The organism is Dyadobacter sp. OTU695 (assembly GCF_038440355.1).
Classification (GTDB): domain Bacteria; phylum Bacteroidota; class Bacteroidia; order Cytophagales; family Spirosomataceae; genus Dyadobacter.
Genome location: NZ_JASATN010000001.1, coordinates 1,246,364 through 1,261,632, shown reverse-complemented (window position 1 = coordinate 1,261,632; position 15,269 = coordinate 1,246,364). Strand labels below are relative to the sequence as shown.

Annotated in this window: 11 protein-coding genes; 5 read left to right on the top strand and 6 right to left on the bottom strand. The window is 50.7% G+C overall.

Features of this window, described 5'->3' with window-relative positions:
* Positions 1–129 precede the first annotated feature (129 nt).
* The 3 genes from AAHB90_RS05110 (at position 130) to AAHB90_RS05100 (ending at position 5,789) form a co-directional block, all read left to right on the top strand.
* The gene (locus AAHB90_RS05110) at positions 130–3,672 is read left to right on the top strand and encodes a molybdopterin-dependent oxidoreductase (RefSeq protein WP_342083837.1); all 3,543 of its coding nucleotides are present in this window, start codon (positions 130–132) and stop codon (positions 3,670–3,672) included.
* A 150-nt stretch (positions 3,673–3,822) separates the two neighbouring features.
* Entirely contained in the window at positions 3,823–5,307 is a 1,485-nt protein-coding gene (locus AAHB90_RS05105) for a rubredoxin (protein WP_342083836.1), read from the top strand.
* Between the two features lie 2 nt (positions 5,308–5,309).
* Positions 5,310–5,789: a nitrate reductase associated protein gene (locus AAHB90_RS05100; protein WP_342083835.1), complete on the top strand. Its 480-nt coding sequence runs from the start codon at positions 5,310–5,312 to the stop codon at positions 5,787–5,789.
* 10 nt (positions 5,790–5,799) lie between these two features.
* Here the strand turns inward: AAHB90_RS05100 and AAHB90_RS05095 are convergent, their stop codons facing one another.
* The 4 genes from AAHB90_RS05095 to AAHB90_RS05080 all read right to left on the bottom strand — a co-directional run bounded on the left by AAHB90_RS05095 (position 5,800) and on the right by AAHB90_RS05080 (position 12,501).
* A complete protein-coding gene (locus AAHB90_RS05095) occupies positions 5,800–7,251 on the bottom strand; it encodes a TlpA family protein disulfide reductase (RefSeq protein WP_342083834.1) in 1,452 nt (483 codons plus the stop codon).
* A 92-nt stretch (positions 7,252–7,343) separates the two neighbouring features.
* Positions 7,344–9,398, bottom strand: a complete 2,055-nt coding sequence (locus AAHB90_RS05090; RefSeq protein ID WP_342083833.1) for a metallophosphoesterase — start codon at positions 9,396–9,398, stop codon at positions 7,344–7,346.
* Between the two features lie 49 nt (positions 9,399–9,447).
* The gene (locus tag AAHB90_RS05085; RefSeq protein WP_342083832.1) at positions 9,448–11,682 is read right to left on the bottom strand and encodes a M1 family aminopeptidase; all 2,235 of its coding nucleotides are present in this window, start codon (positions 11,680–11,682) and stop codon (positions 9,448–9,450) included.
* A 105-nt stretch (positions 11,683–11,787) separates the two neighbouring features.
* Positions 11,788–12,501: a hypothetical protein gene (locus tag AAHB90_RS05080; RefSeq protein WP_342083831.1), complete on the bottom strand. Its 714-nt coding sequence runs from the start codon at positions 12,499–12,501 to the stop codon at positions 11,788–11,790.
* Positions 12,502–12,831: 330 nt separating this feature from the next.
* On the opposite strand from AAHB90_RS05080, the gene AAHB90_RS05075 reads away from it, so the two are divergent.
* Positions 12,832–13,209 carry a hypothetical protein gene (locus tag AAHB90_RS05075; RefSeq protein WP_342083830.1) on the top strand — a complete coding sequence of 126 codons (378 nt, stop codon included), beginning with the start codon at positions 12,832–12,834 and terminating at the stop codon, positions 13,207–13,209.
* A gap of 14 nt (positions 13,210–13,223) precedes the next feature.
* Here the strand turns inward: AAHB90_RS05075 and AAHB90_RS05070 are convergent, their stop codons facing one another.
* Both AAHB90_RS05070 and AAHB90_RS05065 read right to left on the bottom strand, forming a co-directional pair.
* A complete protein-coding gene (locus AAHB90_RS05070) occupies positions 13,224–13,418 on the bottom strand; it encodes a hypothetical protein (protein WP_342083829.1) in 195 nt (64 codons plus the stop codon).
* A gap of 102 nt (positions 13,419–13,520) precedes the next feature.
* The gene (locus AAHB90_RS05065; RefSeq protein WP_342083828.1) at positions 13,521–14,099 is read right to left on the bottom strand and encodes a hypothetical protein; all 579 of its coding nucleotides are present in this window, start codon (positions 14,097–14,099) and stop codon (positions 13,521–13,523) included.
* Between the two features lie 197 nt (positions 14,100–14,296).
* On the opposite strand from AAHB90_RS05065, the gene AAHB90_RS05060 reads away from it, so the two are divergent.
* On the top strand, positions 14,297–15,073 hold the full coding sequence (locus AAHB90_RS05060) for a DUF899 domain-containing protein (protein WP_342083827.1): 777 nt from the start codon (positions 14,297–14,299) through the stop codon (positions 15,071–15,073).
* The last annotated feature ends 196 nt before the right edge of the window (positions 15,074–15,269 follow it).

The following is a 15,269-nucleotide window of genomic DNA, read 5'->3' as shown; positions in this document are numbered from 1 at the left end:
CAGTCATAGCGTCGGCGACCCGGTCAGTCGTCATTAATCATTCCCTGTTCCACGGCGGATCATTCACTCATTCACTCATTCCCCGTTCCACGGCGGATCATTCAATCATTCAGTCATTCACTCATTAAAATGAAACCAACCCCAAATTCCTACAAATCGACCTGCTGTTACTGCGGCGTAGGCTGCGGGGTCGTAGTGACGAAAGAAAGTAATGGCCAGTTGAGTCTCGAAGGGGATAAAGACCACCCTTCGAGCAAGGGAATGCTGTGCTCGAAGGGTATGAACCTGCACTACACGGTAATGGACCAGTCGGACAGGCTCCTCTATCCGCAGGTGCGCCTCAACCGTTCCATGCCCCTGCAGCGTGCAACCTGGGACGAGGCTTTGGAACGGACGGCAGCGGTTTTTAAAGCATTGATCAAAAAATTTGGACCCGATTCGGTAGCATTCTATGTTTCCGGCCAATGCCTCACGGAAGAGTACTACCTTGTAAACAAGCTGATCAAAGGTTTCATCGGGTCCAACAATATCGACACCAACTCCCGCCTGTGCATGAGCTCGGCGGTGGTGGGTTACAAGTTGTCACTGGGCGAGGATAGCGTTCCCGTTTGCTACGACGACATCGAGGCGGCCGATGTCATGTACGTAACCGGCGCTAACCCCGCCTGGTGCCATCCCATTATCTGGCGGCGTGTGGAAGCGCACAAAACGGCAAACCCGGATACGAAAATTATCTGCGTAGACCCGCGCGTGACCGACACCGCCCGCTCGGCCGACCTGCATTTGCAGATCCGCCCCGGCACCGACATCGTCCTCAACAATGCGATCGGCCGTTTGCTGATCGAAAACGATTATCTCGATGAGCGGTTTATTGCAGACCACACCGATGGTTTTGATTTATTCCGGCTACAAGTAATGCAGCGCACCTTGGCGGAAGCGGCCGATATTTGCGGTATCCCTTCCGCCAACATTGCCTTGGCAGCCGAATGGATCGGCCGTTCAAAAGGTTTTCTTTCCTTTTGGACCATGGGTTTGAACCAATCGGTAATCGGTGTAAACAAAAACCTTTCGCTCATCAACCTGCATTTAATTACCGGTAAAATAGGGAGACCTGGCAACGGCCCATTCTCGCTCACCGGCCAGCCGAATGCCATGGGCGGTCGGGAAACGGGTGGCCTTGCCAATATCCTTCCGGGCCATCGTGAGGTAGTGAATGCCGAACACCGCCACGAAATGGAGCAATTCTGGAACACGCCCGTCCGCATTGCCGACAAGCCCGGACTTACTGCTACGGAAATGTTCGAAGCGCTGGCCGACGACCGTTTGAAAGCAATCTGGATCATCAATACCAACCCGTTGGTAAGTATGCCGGACATGAACGCGGTGGAAAGTGCTTTGAAAAAGTCGCGCTTTGTCGTCGTTCAGGATGTCTCCAACCGCGCCGATACCGTGCATTTTGCCGATGTGGTACTGCCGGCGGCAGCCTGGCTCGAAAAGGACGGCAGCATGACCAACGCCGAACGCCGCATTACCTACCTCCCCAAAGTGGTCGACGCCCCTGGAGAGGCATTACCCGATTCCGAGATCCTCTGGCGCTTTGCACAGAAGATGGGCTTTGAAAAATCATTTAATTACAAAACCACCTCGGAGGTTTACGACGAATATGTAAAGGTTACTGCGGGAACGACGATCGACGTTACCGGTGTCAGTCACAAGCTATTGAAAGAAAAACGCAGCGTTCAATGGCCGCTGTCAGGAATGGACGCGGAGCGATCGGCGGATGTCCGCCACCCGGGTACCAAACGCCTCTTCACCGACCACCAATTCTATACGGCAAACAAAAGAGCAAAAATTCACGCCGTACCGGACGAGAACCATTCCGAACCCATCGACGATCAATTCCCGCTCGTGTTAACGAGCGGAAGGATCCGTGACCAGTGGCACACGATGACCAAAACCGGGCGCGTTGCGAAATTAAACAAACATATTCCCCAGCCTTTCCTGCAAATCCACCCCGAGGACGCGCGCGCGCGGGGCATCGCCGAAGGCAGCCTGGTGACGGTAAATGGCCGTCGCGGGGAGGTGCGCGTGAAGGCGCAGATCACTGAGGACGTAAGGAAAGGACTTTGCTTCCTGCCGATGCATTGGGGCAAAATATTGGGCAGCAGCCTGGTCAGGGCCAATAACCTCACCAATGCGCTGGTTGACCCCAAATCCAAGGAACCTGACTTCAAATTTTCGGCGGTACAAGTCAGTTTATATCAAAAACCGGTTGAAAAAATCATCATCATTGGTGCCGGATCGGCCGGGTTGGGCTTTATCAATAGTTACCGCCAGCTCAATGCGAATGATGAGATCCATGTTTTTTCAAAAGAAATATATCCGTTTTATAACCGGGTAATGTTGCCCGACTACATCAGCGGCTCGCAAACCTGGGAGCAGCTTGTAAAATTGCGGGAAGACCAGTTCGCCGAAAACTGCATTACAGTGCATAAGGGCGTAAGTATCGTGTATATCGACCGCAAGCACAAAACCGTGATCGATAGTAACGGAACCGAGCATCATTATGACAAGCTGATCCTGGGTATGGGCAGCAAGGCATTCATGCCGAAAGGCGTCCCTAACCTGCCCGGGATATTCAATATGCGCTCACGGCTCGACGCGGATTCACTGCTGCCATTCCTGAAACAGCCGGACCCGCATGCGGTGATCGTCGGCGGTGGAATCCTGGGTCTTGAACTCGCAGCTTCGTTCCGCGAAATGGATGTGAAAGTGACCGTCATCCAACGCAGCGGCCGGTTTATGGAACGCCAACTCGACCCACTCGCCAGCGAACTGCTCTACCAGGAGCTGCTCGACCGGGGAATAGAATGTTATTTCAATGATGAAGTGGCCACCTTCTCGGGTTCGGATACCGTGGAAGGGATCAGGCTAAGATCGGGACGGAAGATTGATTGCCAGGTGGTTGTGCTGGCGATCGGTACCGTTCCGACCATTGAACTGGCCCAAAGCGCCGGCCTCGACTGCAAGCGCGGCGTCGTGGTGAATGATTATATGCAAACCTCCGACCCGGAGATCTATTCCGCCGGAGAAATCGCCGAATGGAACGGGCAAATGTGGGGCATCACCCTGGCCGCGGAGCAACAGGCGGAGGTGATCGCGAATTACCTCGCGGGCGACATTTCGCAACCCTACAAAGGCAGCACGTCGATGAACATCCTGAAAATGGAGGGTTTACAGCTTAGCAGTATCGGCATCACCGATGTCCCGGCCAACGACCTGGCTTACGAACAGATCGTATTCATCGATAAGTCAAAACGTTATTATAAAAAGTGCATCGTGCACCGCGACAAGCTTGTAGGCGCGATCCTGATTGGCGATAAAAACGAATTCCTCGAATTCCGCGATCTGATCGCCAACGGCGTGGAACTTTCCGAAAAACGTTTGCAGCTCCTCCGCGCAAGCCAGCAAGCAGAGCCGGTAATCGGCAAACTCGTATGCTCCTGCAACAATGTGGGTCAGGGAAACCTGGAAAAAGCAATCGCGGGCGGTTGCGGCGATTTCCAGAAGCTCTGCCAAACCACCGGCGCCGGAACCGGCTGCGGCTCTTGCCGGCCAGAGGTAAGGTCGATACTTGAAAAGGCACTTGAAAGCAGTTTGGTAACGATGTAGTAAATGGTCAGGTGTTGTCAGGAATAGTCATTAAGTCATTTGTAGTTTTAATAATCCTGACAATTCCTGACCACACACTTGACAAACCATGACCACCACTGACCATACTTGACAACTCCTGACAACACCTGACTACAAAACCGTAAAACGATGCGCGACTATTACCACATCAAAATCAACCTGCCGGGCGGGATTGCCTCGCCGGGGCACCTGAAAGACATTCTTTCGGCGGCGTGGGATGCGAATGTCCGTAAGGTACGGTTCGGATCGAGGCAGCAGCTGATGATGACCGCGCATTACGAGGATATGCGGTTTTTGGAGCGTGATTTTAAAAAGCTGGGCATTTTTTACGAGGTCAACACCGACCGTCGGCCCAATATCGTGAGTTCTTACTGCGGCGAAGAGGTTTTCCGGACCGGGCAATGGCTCAATGCGAGTGAATACCATTCGGTACTCGATAGTTTTGATGCCGAAGCTGGCTTCCGGCCGGGCCTGAAAATCAACATTTCCGATTCAAACCAGAGTTTCACCCCTTTTTTTACGGGTAACCTCAATTTCATTTCATCGCCCGAGCCGCATTTCTGGTACTTATATGTGCGTTTGAAGCAAACCAATACGGTTTTCAAATGGGACGGGCTAATTTACACCAATGAGATCGGGCGGCTGTCGAAGGTGGTGGAAGAATGCATGCTGGAAGAAGGTCTTAATGAGGAAGGTGCCTTGAAAGCCGCTGTGAACGAACGTATCCGCTACGTCTTTCAATCATCGCAACAGGAGCTGGAATTACCTTCTTTCTCCCTGCCCTATTACGAAGGATTCAACCGATACGAATCGCGCACCTGGCTTGGACTTTACCGGCGCGACGAAGAGTTTCCGATCGAATTACTGCTCGACGTATGTGCATTGTGCCTCAAAACGCGGGTCGGCGAGATTTGCGCCACACCATGGAAATCGCTGGTTATTAAAGGAATAGAAGACCAGCACCGCGAGGCCTGGAGCAACATTCTTGGAAAACACAATATCAATGTCCGCCATGCGGCGAATGAGCTCGCCTGGCAAACCGAGGATCACAACGGCGATGGCGCCGCGCTTAAAAACGAACTGATCCGGTATTTTTCCAAAAACGACACCCGTACTTTCGGACTTTGCTTTGGTATACAGACCCGCCCGAAATCCGAAGTTTTCGGCTCGGTACTTATCCGGAAAAGACCCTTACTGCGGATCGGGCAATTGCCGCTATTCAGTGTTTACGACCTTTATTATACCGAAAATTTCAACCCCAACAGCCGCACGCAAGTGCTGTTTGAAAAGGGTTTGTTCAAAATACATTTGCCTGCCCAGCTGGAACGTCTTTGCAGGCGGTTTAACAATCAGCGATCAAGGGATACTCTGAAAACTATGCTGTCCGAGCCGGACGAAGCCAAGATGGCTGTCAAAACGGTGAAGATGGTGCACCAATGCTCTGATTGCCTGACCATTTATGATCCCGAGTTTGGCGACATTCTCGGTGATATCCCTCCCGGGACCGCCTTCGATGACCTTCCGGCCGACTATTGCTGCCCCACCTGCGATAGTGGCAAAGCTATTTTCCTGCCTGTTGAATTAACCCGATCGTCAAACCTCGAACCTGCCTGATCATGACATCCGTACCAGCCGTCGAAACCCGTTTCTTTGCATTCGAAAGCGATTTTGTCGATAGCCTGCGCTGCATTCCGATGATCGTACGCTATAAGCTCGATACCTGCTGCGTGAAGCTGCAACTTTCCGACTGGGCCAAATTCAATTACCAGGAAAAAGACCAGCTTGCCGAACTTCCCTGTCATTCGACGGAGGAAATCGACGCATATGCCGCATTGGTGAACGGGTTGGTCTGGAAATACACCAGCACCGTGCCCAGCCTGCTCAAAAACCTCGATCCCGCATGGGTACATACGCACGTGCCTGCGGAGGTACGCGAGAAGGTGCAGGAATGGAACTGCCCGGTCATTTCCACCAGCCAATGGGTGCAACTCGATGTCCTCGAACGGTTTGCATTGGTTAAACTCAGCCGTTCAGGTCATGAAGGGCGGAATTTTCCACGGGCGCTGGCGGAGTTCGGGTTGGCGACGGCTTGCTAGGCAGGAAGAATTATCTCGAAGCAACGGGATTGTTAGCCAGTAGTTTACGCAATTCCGCCGGGACGTTTCCGGATGATGGCCGTACGGCATGCGTCGTCACAATCCGCCCTTGCGCGTCGATCAACAAATAACGCGGGATACCCCATACGTGATATAAATCCCAGACCGACTCTGGCTTGTCCGAGCCATTAAGCATATGATACCCCGGCGGTACTTTGCCGGCAGCCACCATTTTCTTCCAGGCCAAAGTATCCCGATCGGTAGACACAAACAGAAATGCGATCTTATCATTGCCCCTGAATTCAGCCTGCACCTTTCTGGAATCGGGAAACTCTCCGACACATGGGCCGCACCAGGTTGCCCAGATATCGACATACACAACTTTCCCCCGCAAATCGGACAGTGCCAATTTCTTGCCGTCTGGGGTAATGCCTGCGAAATCGGGCGCTGGCTTTCCCGGACCGATTTTTTCCCACCGGGCCACATCTTCCCGTATCACGCTCTTAAAATCGTTAAATGGAATTTCTTGTTCCAACTTCTTCGCCAGCTCATGCAGACTGGGTGTGAGGCCATTCAATCCGATTTGAATGCTGGCACTTTTCACGCGTAGAAAATCTTCAATTGGTTTCGGATATCGGCTGGCTTTTATTTTCTTTTCCACTAAAAATGGAAAAATAGACTCCAAAGTATCCTCATTTACTTTTTCGTTCTCTTCATAAATAGCATTGCTGATTTCCTCTCTATAAAAATTTGAGGCTATCAAAGCATAGTCGTATATACCTGTTTTTAATGCGATTGTATCAACCGGAAATTTCTGAACAACTTTCCAGACCGACGGTAGGATTTCCGACGAGTCTTTTCCCGCAACGAAATTATATTGGTAGAAAATAACATGCATAGCTGTTTGCCGGGTCAGCATGTCTACCCTTTCCGCAGACACTTGCTTATTCGATTTTAGCTTAGCCAATAATTGATCGTAACTTCTTTGCAGCGAGTCTTTTGCTTCTAAGAATTCTTCTGAACCGAGCCGGAAAGCGTAAGTACCGTTCCATTTATTAAAATCGTTTCCGAGCTGCGTTGATTCATTATAAATTTGATTGACAATTGCCCCGTCGCCTTCAAACCGCATCGCCAGCTTCGCGCCTTTCGAAGACGGCAGGATCTGAACCTCGTCGCCAGGTCCGATCAAAAGGCCCACTGCCATGTGTTTACCATAGACATATGCAAAAAGTGGCTCATCCACCTCTACTTCAATCGTACCTTTCCCGGCACTATCCAATCGGGTCTTTCCAAGCTCGATACCGGCCAGGCTTATCATATTGGTTCTTCCAACTATGACGGTATCACCAGCCGCTTTTGGATAGGTTATTGATATTCTAACGAAATTTTTCTCCTGCCCGCATCCGGTCATTTGAAAAAGAATACCAATAATCAGTAAGAGGAAATAAGAAGAATAGCGCATTGGTGTTGAATTTCGGTTGAAGAATCGCAGCTCAAAACCCATTACGCTAATACCGGTAGCTTCTGTGGAATTATATGATTGAATATTAAATTTTATTCAACAATTATTTTCTTTGAAATGCTATCACCGTTGATAATCAAAGTAATAATGTAAACCCCGGACTTTCTCGTTCCGAAAGAAATATTAAGCGGTTTTTTGTCTGAAAACACATTGCTTTTTTCAAGAAGGCGACCAGTTATATCAGTCAGGGTTAATTCACAATTACCCAGTTGTTCTGCAATTTCTACGGAAATTTCTTTTCCGTTTGAAGGGTTGGGCTGCACGCGAATCCAGCTGTCATTCGCATTAGCGAGTGATACGGCAATGACCCTTGAAGTCTGCTGCCGGCCATCCAAATCCACCTCGACAAGCCGGTAGTACAATTTTCCCCCGCGGTCCGCGATTTCCGCATCGCGGTAAAAGTAGTTCCTCGTTTCACGCGAGTCGCCTGTGGCGGCAACTTCGCCAACAGGTTTGAATTGGCGCGCGTCCAGCGACCGCTCGATTACAAAATGACCTGCATTGGTTTCCTCGCTCGTTTGCCAGCGCAAATCGACGGCTCCATTCCCGAACGAGCCCGAGAAATTAATCAACTGCACGGGCAGCGGATCGGAAACTTCCACCGTCATGCTGTCGGAAAGACAGGCGTAGGCGTCATGTACATAGTATTCGGTTGTAGTCGCTGGGCTCACTGTGACCTCCGGGGTATTTTCACCGGTACTCCATTGGTATTCACCCACGTAAGAAGCTGATAACGTGACGCTTTCACCTTTCTCGATTGCAAACAATGTCTTGACGTTGGCATCTTTCACAATCGTAAACTGGTCACGAACAATCCCATCGGACGCAATCCATTTGGCATCCAGTCGCTTCCCTTCCACTTCCAGCAGCAGGGCGCCGCCGTGCTGGCTATCTGCCATCGGCAGTGCGTCATGCGGGTAACCGGCCTTCGTCGAGCCCAACTGACCTGCCGAACCGGCGACCACGTACACGGTGCCCTGGTTGTCCGATGATTTTTTCAGGTACGGGCATGAGTCGGGCGAACCGTCGTACTTGCCTGACGACTGGCTTATATTGTGATCGGCGGCATTGAACGAACTTTCCACGCCATAATGTCCCTTCATCAGCTTCGAACGCTCGTAGTCGTGGCTGTGGCCACAAAGTATCAGGTCAACGCCATTCCTTTCCAGAATCCGGATAAAATTCTCGCGGATATTCACCAGTTCTGTTTCTGTATCGGAATTGTGGGAACCTTTCGTGAACGGTGGATGGTGCCAGTACGCCACTACCCATTCCTTATTTGTATTGGCTGCCAAATCCGCCTTAATCCATTGAACCTGCGCACCTAATGTGTCGTACAACCGGGTGGCGCCGTTTTCCTTGCCATAGGAGTCGAGCGACAGGAAGTGGATATTACCATAATCAAATGAATAAAAAGCCTCTGTCCCCGAGGCGGCACCACCAGCCTCACCGGTAACCGGAAGGGTAAAAATATTATAGTAAGGTACCGCGTGATCAACCTGGCGCTGCGCATTATTGGCATAGTCATGGTTGCCCGGGCACGGATACAGCGGCGATTGCTTTAAAAATTTTTGTTTATAAATATTAAAGAAACCACTTTGATATTCGGCATCCGTCCCTGCCTGATAGGCATTGTCGCCGAGCAATAGCCAGGCATTCATGTAGTTATCTCCGAGAAAACCGGCCAGGTTGTCGCGTACGTTGATTTGATTCACAGAATTGTTGCCGCAGTCTCCAAACACCCCGATTCGGTATTTTCCATGCTGCCCCGGCGGTGGGGCGGTTTCAAAAAAATTGTCGGAATCGCCCTGCAATACTTCCTGGGAAGAGCCTATCGAATAGTAATATCGCTTTGATGGTTGCAGTCCGGTCAACTTCACTTCATGCTCTGTCCTCAGTGCCGCGCTATCGACATGCTCAGTGAATGAGCCGGGTGCAGGGCCGAAAGCTACACGGCTGTCCGTGGGAACGTCAGTTCGCCAGCGGATGATAATGCTCGTAGCTGTGGCGGATTGAAGATAAGGGCCTCTCAAAAGCCCTGGAATCAAGTGCGTTACAAGGAACGCGGAAAGTAATAAAGCTTGCATTGTTCGTTTGTTTATAGTGTGAGTTCTTTTGAAAGTGAGATTCTGCCGCCTATCTCTTCCATAATTTCGAGATCATCTGCCCATTGCCGGGAGCCACGAAATACAGTCCGGGCGCTAATGACCGTGCGTCAAATGTAAATGCCCTACCATGCTCAGCTATGGGTTCAAGCAAAAAACAGTTTCCCTTTAAGTTATACAGCAACAGACCTTTGGCCGGCGCTTTACCCGGGAACGTTCTGTTTAGCGAGCTTTCGAGCGTAAAAGAATCCGTAACCGGATTCGGATAAATTTTCAAGGGCTCGGCACCACCGCATTGCGCAGCCACAATCCGCGTTTCCTGCGTGCTTCCATCGGTATCATATTCTCTAATGCGATAATAACCCTGGTTTAATGCAGTCTCTACATAAAAAAAATATTCGTTCGTTTCTTTCGAATTACCTATTGCCGGCACCGTACCGATCGCATTCCAATTCCGGGCGTCTTTACTGCCGAGTATTTCAAAATAATCCGCATTCACCTCGTCCGTCGTAGCCCAGCTGAGCCGCGCATTGTTACCCCGGCATTCCGCACTGAATTGACTAAATACTACCGGCAGCGGTCCAGAGGTTTTAGTAAGTGTATTATTCCGCGTGATCAGCCAAACGTCCGGGTCAAAAATCACCTCCGTGGCCTCAAAACCAAGGTTATCTACAAAAAACTGCCCGTTTGTAGTATTTTCAAAAATGACCAGTTTCTGCTGATTGGTGCCGACATTGCGAAAGAGCAGCGGCACCGGCAACCGAAAAAAACCGACCGATGCATGCGATTGCGTCTGGTTCAGTTTGACCTGCACCGAATTGCCCGTCGGGTACCATTCTACCTGGTACGAAGGATATCCCTGCCCCGTAAACCACTGGTCGAAAAAATAGGTCAGATCTTTCCCGCTGGCCGTCTCCAGGTGGGCTTTCAGGTTTGCCGTGGTAGCGTAGCCGTAAGCCAGCGCGGGGTCGTTAATGTAGTTGTTCACGGCAGCAAAAAACGTAGCGTCGCCCAGGATACAGCGCAGCATATAGAGCAAATGTGATCCTTTCAGGTAACTCAGGCGACTGCTGAAAATCCGGTTTACATCATTCACATTATCTACCCACACCGAGCCGCCGGGCAGCGAAGTGATCGTGTTGATTTCATTGGCACGGGTCGTTTTCGTATTGGCCGGATATTTCGCCTCCGTATAAATGCTGGCAAGATGCGTCGCAAAGCCTTCGTTCAGCCAGATGTCCTGCCAGCTCGCACAGGTGACCTTATCGCCAAACCACTGGTGCCCAAGCTCATGGGCAATGAGTGTTTCGCCCATGTTGACCATGAAAGAACAGGTCTGATGCTCCATTCCTCCGCCCCAGCCAAACTGGACGTGGCCGTATTTTTCGTTTTTGAAGGGATAATCACCGAAAAGATTACTGAACTGCACCATCGCATTAAGGGCGTTCAACGCGCCGTTCTGAAAGGTAACCTGGCTCTCCGGGTAACAGTACGTCTTGAAAGGGACATTGGTCCCTCCGATCGGAACGCTGTTGTCCAGTACGATATAGTTGGTCACCGCAATCGCTACCAGGTAGCTTGCGATTGCGTAGCGATGTTTCCAATGCGTCCGGATTTTAGAACCCGCCACCGCGGCTTCACTTTGCAGGAGTCCGTTTGAAGCTGCCTTGTAAGTTGCAGGATGCGTGATGTAAACATCCAGCGAATCAGCCTTATCGTCGAGGCCGTTTTTACACGGCCACCAGTCGCGGCTGCCGTAGGGTTCGCTTAATGTCCAGAGAACCGGTGTAGCGGACGGACCATGCGTGGTAACGACAAAAGCACCATTGGCCGCAGGCGGAGCCCCCTCATAGCTGACCGTAACTGAATCCTTCGTCCCCGGCGCGAGCGGGTTCTGCAATGTGATAGTCAGCGCATCGCCGGCATGCACAAAGGCGACATTGCTACCCCGCTGCTGCACAGCCGAGACCGTCAATGCATTTGAAAGGTCGACGGTTATACTGGTTCCCGCAGTACTCATCACAAAATGGGACGTTACGCTGCCCTTGATATGATTAACCGCCGGATCAACCTCCCATTCACAGCGGTAGTACTTCACATCAAAATTGTTAGAGGCAATGACGCGCAGACTGGCCGCATTGACCCGTAGCCCCGCGCTCCTGCTTTCGAGCTGTGCAATGTCGGAAGTGAGGAAATCACTGCCGGATTCCTGTGCGAAAATCTTTACGGCAAGAAGTAAAAAAAGCAGTAGGAAAGGTAGTTTCATAGCGCGCAGTTTTCTGTAAATACATCACTTTCAACACGCTAACTTAACCAATTGCGGACAATTACCTTCTGATTTCCCTTCAAATGTTCAAACGGCCAATTTTAGCTAAAGGGAGGTAAGGCCGTCGCAAAAGACGAGCAGCTTTTGAAGATCTTCCGCATTGTTGAAATCAATACGGTTGTCGCGCAGGTAGCGTGCAAGCGGACGTCTGTTGCGGGCGTACACGGCCATGAAGGCGCGCCGCGATGCAGGATGCGCAACGCTGTTCCGATCGACGAGGAAATAGGTAGGCTTCACCTGCCAGTGGTGACCGGAGGCATTGTTTTCCCATTGAAAATTCCCTCCGTTGTTACTTACCATCAATGCGTGGGCAGCATTACCTTCCGAGGCCGAAAAATGCTGACCCGAGTGGCTGAGTTTATTCCCTGCCGGTTCGGGCTGTACCTTTGCCGCCAAGAGGACACGGCCTGTGCCTCCGATCACCTCCATATCCGCGTGCTTTTCGGTGAGCAGAAACCTGCGCTGCCCCACTTCAATGTAATGGATCAGGTACTTGGCCGTAAACAGCAATGTATCCGTCCGCGCATTCAGAAACTGCATCTGGCCACTCAGTCGGTGGTAATTCAGGAGCGCCGTCTGCTTTGTGCCGTTCCGGAAGTAAACCACCCCCTTTACGAACCCGGGGAACAGGTAGGCACCCTGCCGTTCTGCCTGTAAGGTTGTCAAGCACTCCGCAGCCACGTTGCAGGCGGTGTTCGGGGGCGTATACATACGCAAAGCCTGATGAAGAAAAAGCGAAGCCAGCAGCAGCGTTTTCATAGCGGGAAACAATTTGTGTTAAAACCTTTTGAGAAAGATGTTAACACCTCATTTCCATACCCTTGCATTTTCGTAAATGGCAAAAAATTTTTGCCAAAATATGGTTCTACCGGGTCAGCCTGAAACATTTTGAAGAATTTTTCTACAACATATTTTTTAAAAAATACGCGTAATTCTAAACAATTCGTAATACTACTACTACATTTTTACCCTGAAACGTATATATTGCCGTTCAAACGGCATAATGGGGCCGAACAACATTATCGACGAAAAAGAAGGGGTACATCGGCATGGTTTTGGTGCCTTATATCTCCTACATCAACGTAATTTATGATGGAAATTGGAACAATTAAGGCGGTACATATCTACACCCACCGACAATTATACGTTACCGCCGAACTGGAACTGAATCTGAAAGGAGTGAAATATACGTTTGGTGGGCACGAAGTATTTTTGTCCGGTATGAATGGAGGCGAGTCTGCCGACCCGCCGTATCTGGGCAGGTTCCTTTACAGATGTATGCAGGTTTGCCGCGTCGATAACTGGGACGAATTGAAAAGCTCGAAAGTTCTCGTGGAAATACGCCACGGAAAAGTCGCGGCGATCGCCGATGTGAGCGGTAACAACTGGTTCGATCCAGCGAAAGAATTCGAGGCCATGGCCCTTGGAAAAGAACAGATCGAATCCGGCCTGAAAGACAAGTCTTAATGCCGATCGGCTATTTACTCCAACCGGATTTCAAAAGTACCATCCTCAGATTTTTCGGGCACGGCTAATTCCAAGTGCTCCTTCCGGTTTACCCGCAGGAAGTTTTCGATAGCTAGGATCGCATCATTCTCCGACTCTGCCCCCGACACCGCCAGAACCACTCCCGGTTCCAGTCGTCCCGTCTCATCACGATTTATTATGCTTGGCATTTGCTATTTGCTTTTAGGTTGAGAAGTTTTATAAAAGCCGGGCACATGAAATGCCCGGCTTCCGATTCTTTTGATTTTCTTATTTCATACCGGCACCGGCCCTTATGGAATTTTGGTCGGGGTGGTACTGCTGCCCGGCACATTCGAGGAAGGAATAGTAGTACTCTGAGGGACCTGCGATGGGTCTGTCGTCGTACCCGGAATGGTGCTTCTCGGCACGTTACTGTTACGCGGGTTCGAGCCTTGCTGCAAGTTGCCCGGAGTGGTTGTGCGTGGAACGGCGTTCGGATCGGTCGGGGTTACGGGAACGGTCGGAGACGGACTACTGGGTGATGTCGTACTGCTTGGCGTGGTAACACTGCTTGGCACGGTGCTTGACGGCACGGTCGATGGCTGCGTGGTGCTGCTTGGCACCGTTGTTGGCGATGGCTGCGTTACAGTAGTACCCGGTTTCACAGCGCCCGGCAAATCGGACGGTTGCACAGTGGCTCCGGGGACCGTTTTAGGCTGCGTGGTATTACTCGGGTAGGTCGACGGTTGTGTCGTACTCGGCACAGTAGCGGGCTGCGTACTCGATGGTGTAGCTGCCGGAGTGGTGGTCTGCGCCAGTGCTGAACTTGCGCCGACTGCGGTTCCACCCAATATGGTTAATGCGATGATATTCAACTTCAAAGATTTCATGACGATTTATATTTAGTTGATGAACATGATTAATTGTGTGGCTTGAAGGCGTAAAGAATCGTACCAGAAGCAGATAGGCCGGTATTAATATTTCAAAATTCCAATTTGTCTCAAACACCCCCTCAAATAGACGTTTTTACACTCGCTGTTTACCCGATTTATTCGTGAGTTTTGTATTGAACTAAATCCGGAAACGAATGGAAAAGCAATTAGACACCATGGCCGACCGCCTGGAAGAAGGCCTCGCAACGCACAGGGCCGTATCCCGGGAAGAATGGACGAAGGCGCGAAAGGACCTTCTTAAAAAGGAAAAAGAACTTACCAGGCTCAACGACGAGCTTAGCCGACAGCGGCGCGAGCTGCCTTGGGTGAAGGTCGATAAAGCCTATATTTTCGAGGGTACAGAGGGGAAACTATGGCTTTCCGATCTTTTTTATGGCAAAAGTCAACTCATCGTCTACCATTTCATGTTTGCCCCGGAATGGGAAGAAGGTTGCCCGGGCTGCTCGTTCCTGGCCGACCACATCGATGGCGCCAATCTCCATTTGAAACACCACGACGTTTCGGTGGTAGTCGTTTCCCGGGCACCATTGGAAAAACTCCTTGCTTTCAAAAAACGGATGGGCTGGAAATTCAACTGGGTTTCATCCTACGGCAGCGATTTCAACTATGATTACCATGTGTCTTTCACGAACGAACAATTAAAGAATGGCACTATCTATTATAATTTTGAGTATTCCAAACACGACGAGGGTTCCGAATCGCCCGGAACAAGTGTGTTCTACAAAGACCGGACAGGTAACATTTTCCACACCTATTCCAGCTATTCCAGGGGCGGCGACATTCTCATCGGCGCGCACAACTACCTCGATCTCACGCCGAAAGGGAGAAATGAGGATGGTACCATGGACTGGATGCGCCACCACGACAAGTATGAAGATTTCAAGGGCGATTCGGGGTGTTGCAGCCATTAGCAGCAGCCTCCCGCTTCTGTTACGATACATCATGGTCAGAATCTTCGAAGCGCTCCTGAAATAACCAGGAGCGCCCAATCCTCCCTTTCCTCCCTCCTCCCAATCCTCCATCCTCCCTTTCCTCCATCCTCCCTTTCTTCCCTCCTCCCTCTCAACACAATAGTAAAACGCGGCCCCAAATGCCTTTACAGCATGA

Coding starts and splice junctions, on each gene's coding strand:
- AAHB90_RS05110 (WP_342083837.1), top strand. CDS start 130: ATGAAACCAACCCCAAATTCCTACAAATCGACCTGCTGTTACTGCGGC.
- AAHB90_RS05105 (WP_342083836.1), top strand. CDS start 3,823: ATGCGCGACTATTACCACATCAAAATCAACCTGCCGGGCGGGATTGCC.
- AAHB90_RS05100 (WP_342083835.1), top strand. CDS start 5,310: ATGACATCCGTACCAGCCGTCGAAACCCGTTTCTTTGCATTCGAAAGC.
- AAHB90_RS05095 (WP_342083834.1), bottom strand. CDS start 7,251: ATGCGCTATTCTTCTTATTTCCTCTTACTGATTATTGGTATTCTTTTT.
- AAHB90_RS05090 (WP_342083833.1), bottom strand. CDS start 9,398: ATGCAAGCTTTATTACTTTCCGCGTTCCTTGTAACGCACTTGATTCCA.
- AAHB90_RS05085 (WP_342083832.1), bottom strand. CDS start 11,682: ATGAAACTACCTTTCCTACTGCTTTTTTTACTTCTTGCCGTAAAGATT.
- AAHB90_RS05080 (WP_342083831.1), bottom strand. CDS start 12,501: ATGAAAACGCTGCTGCTGGCTTCGCTTTTTCTTCATCAGGCTTTGCGT.
- AAHB90_RS05075 (WP_342083830.1), top strand. CDS start 12,832: ATGATGGAAATTGGAACAATTAAGGCGGTACATATCTACACCCACCGA.
- AAHB90_RS05070 (WP_342083829.1), bottom strand. CDS start 13,418: ATGCCAAGCATAATAAATCGTGATGAGACGGGACGACTGGAACCGGGA.
- AAHB90_RS05065 (WP_342083828.1), bottom strand. CDS start 14,099: ATGAAATCTTTGAAGTTGAATATCATCGCATTAACCATATTGGGTGGA.
- AAHB90_RS05060 (WP_342083827.1), top strand. CDS start 14,297: ATGGAAAAGCAATTAGACACCATGGCCGACCGCCTGGAAGAAGGCCTC.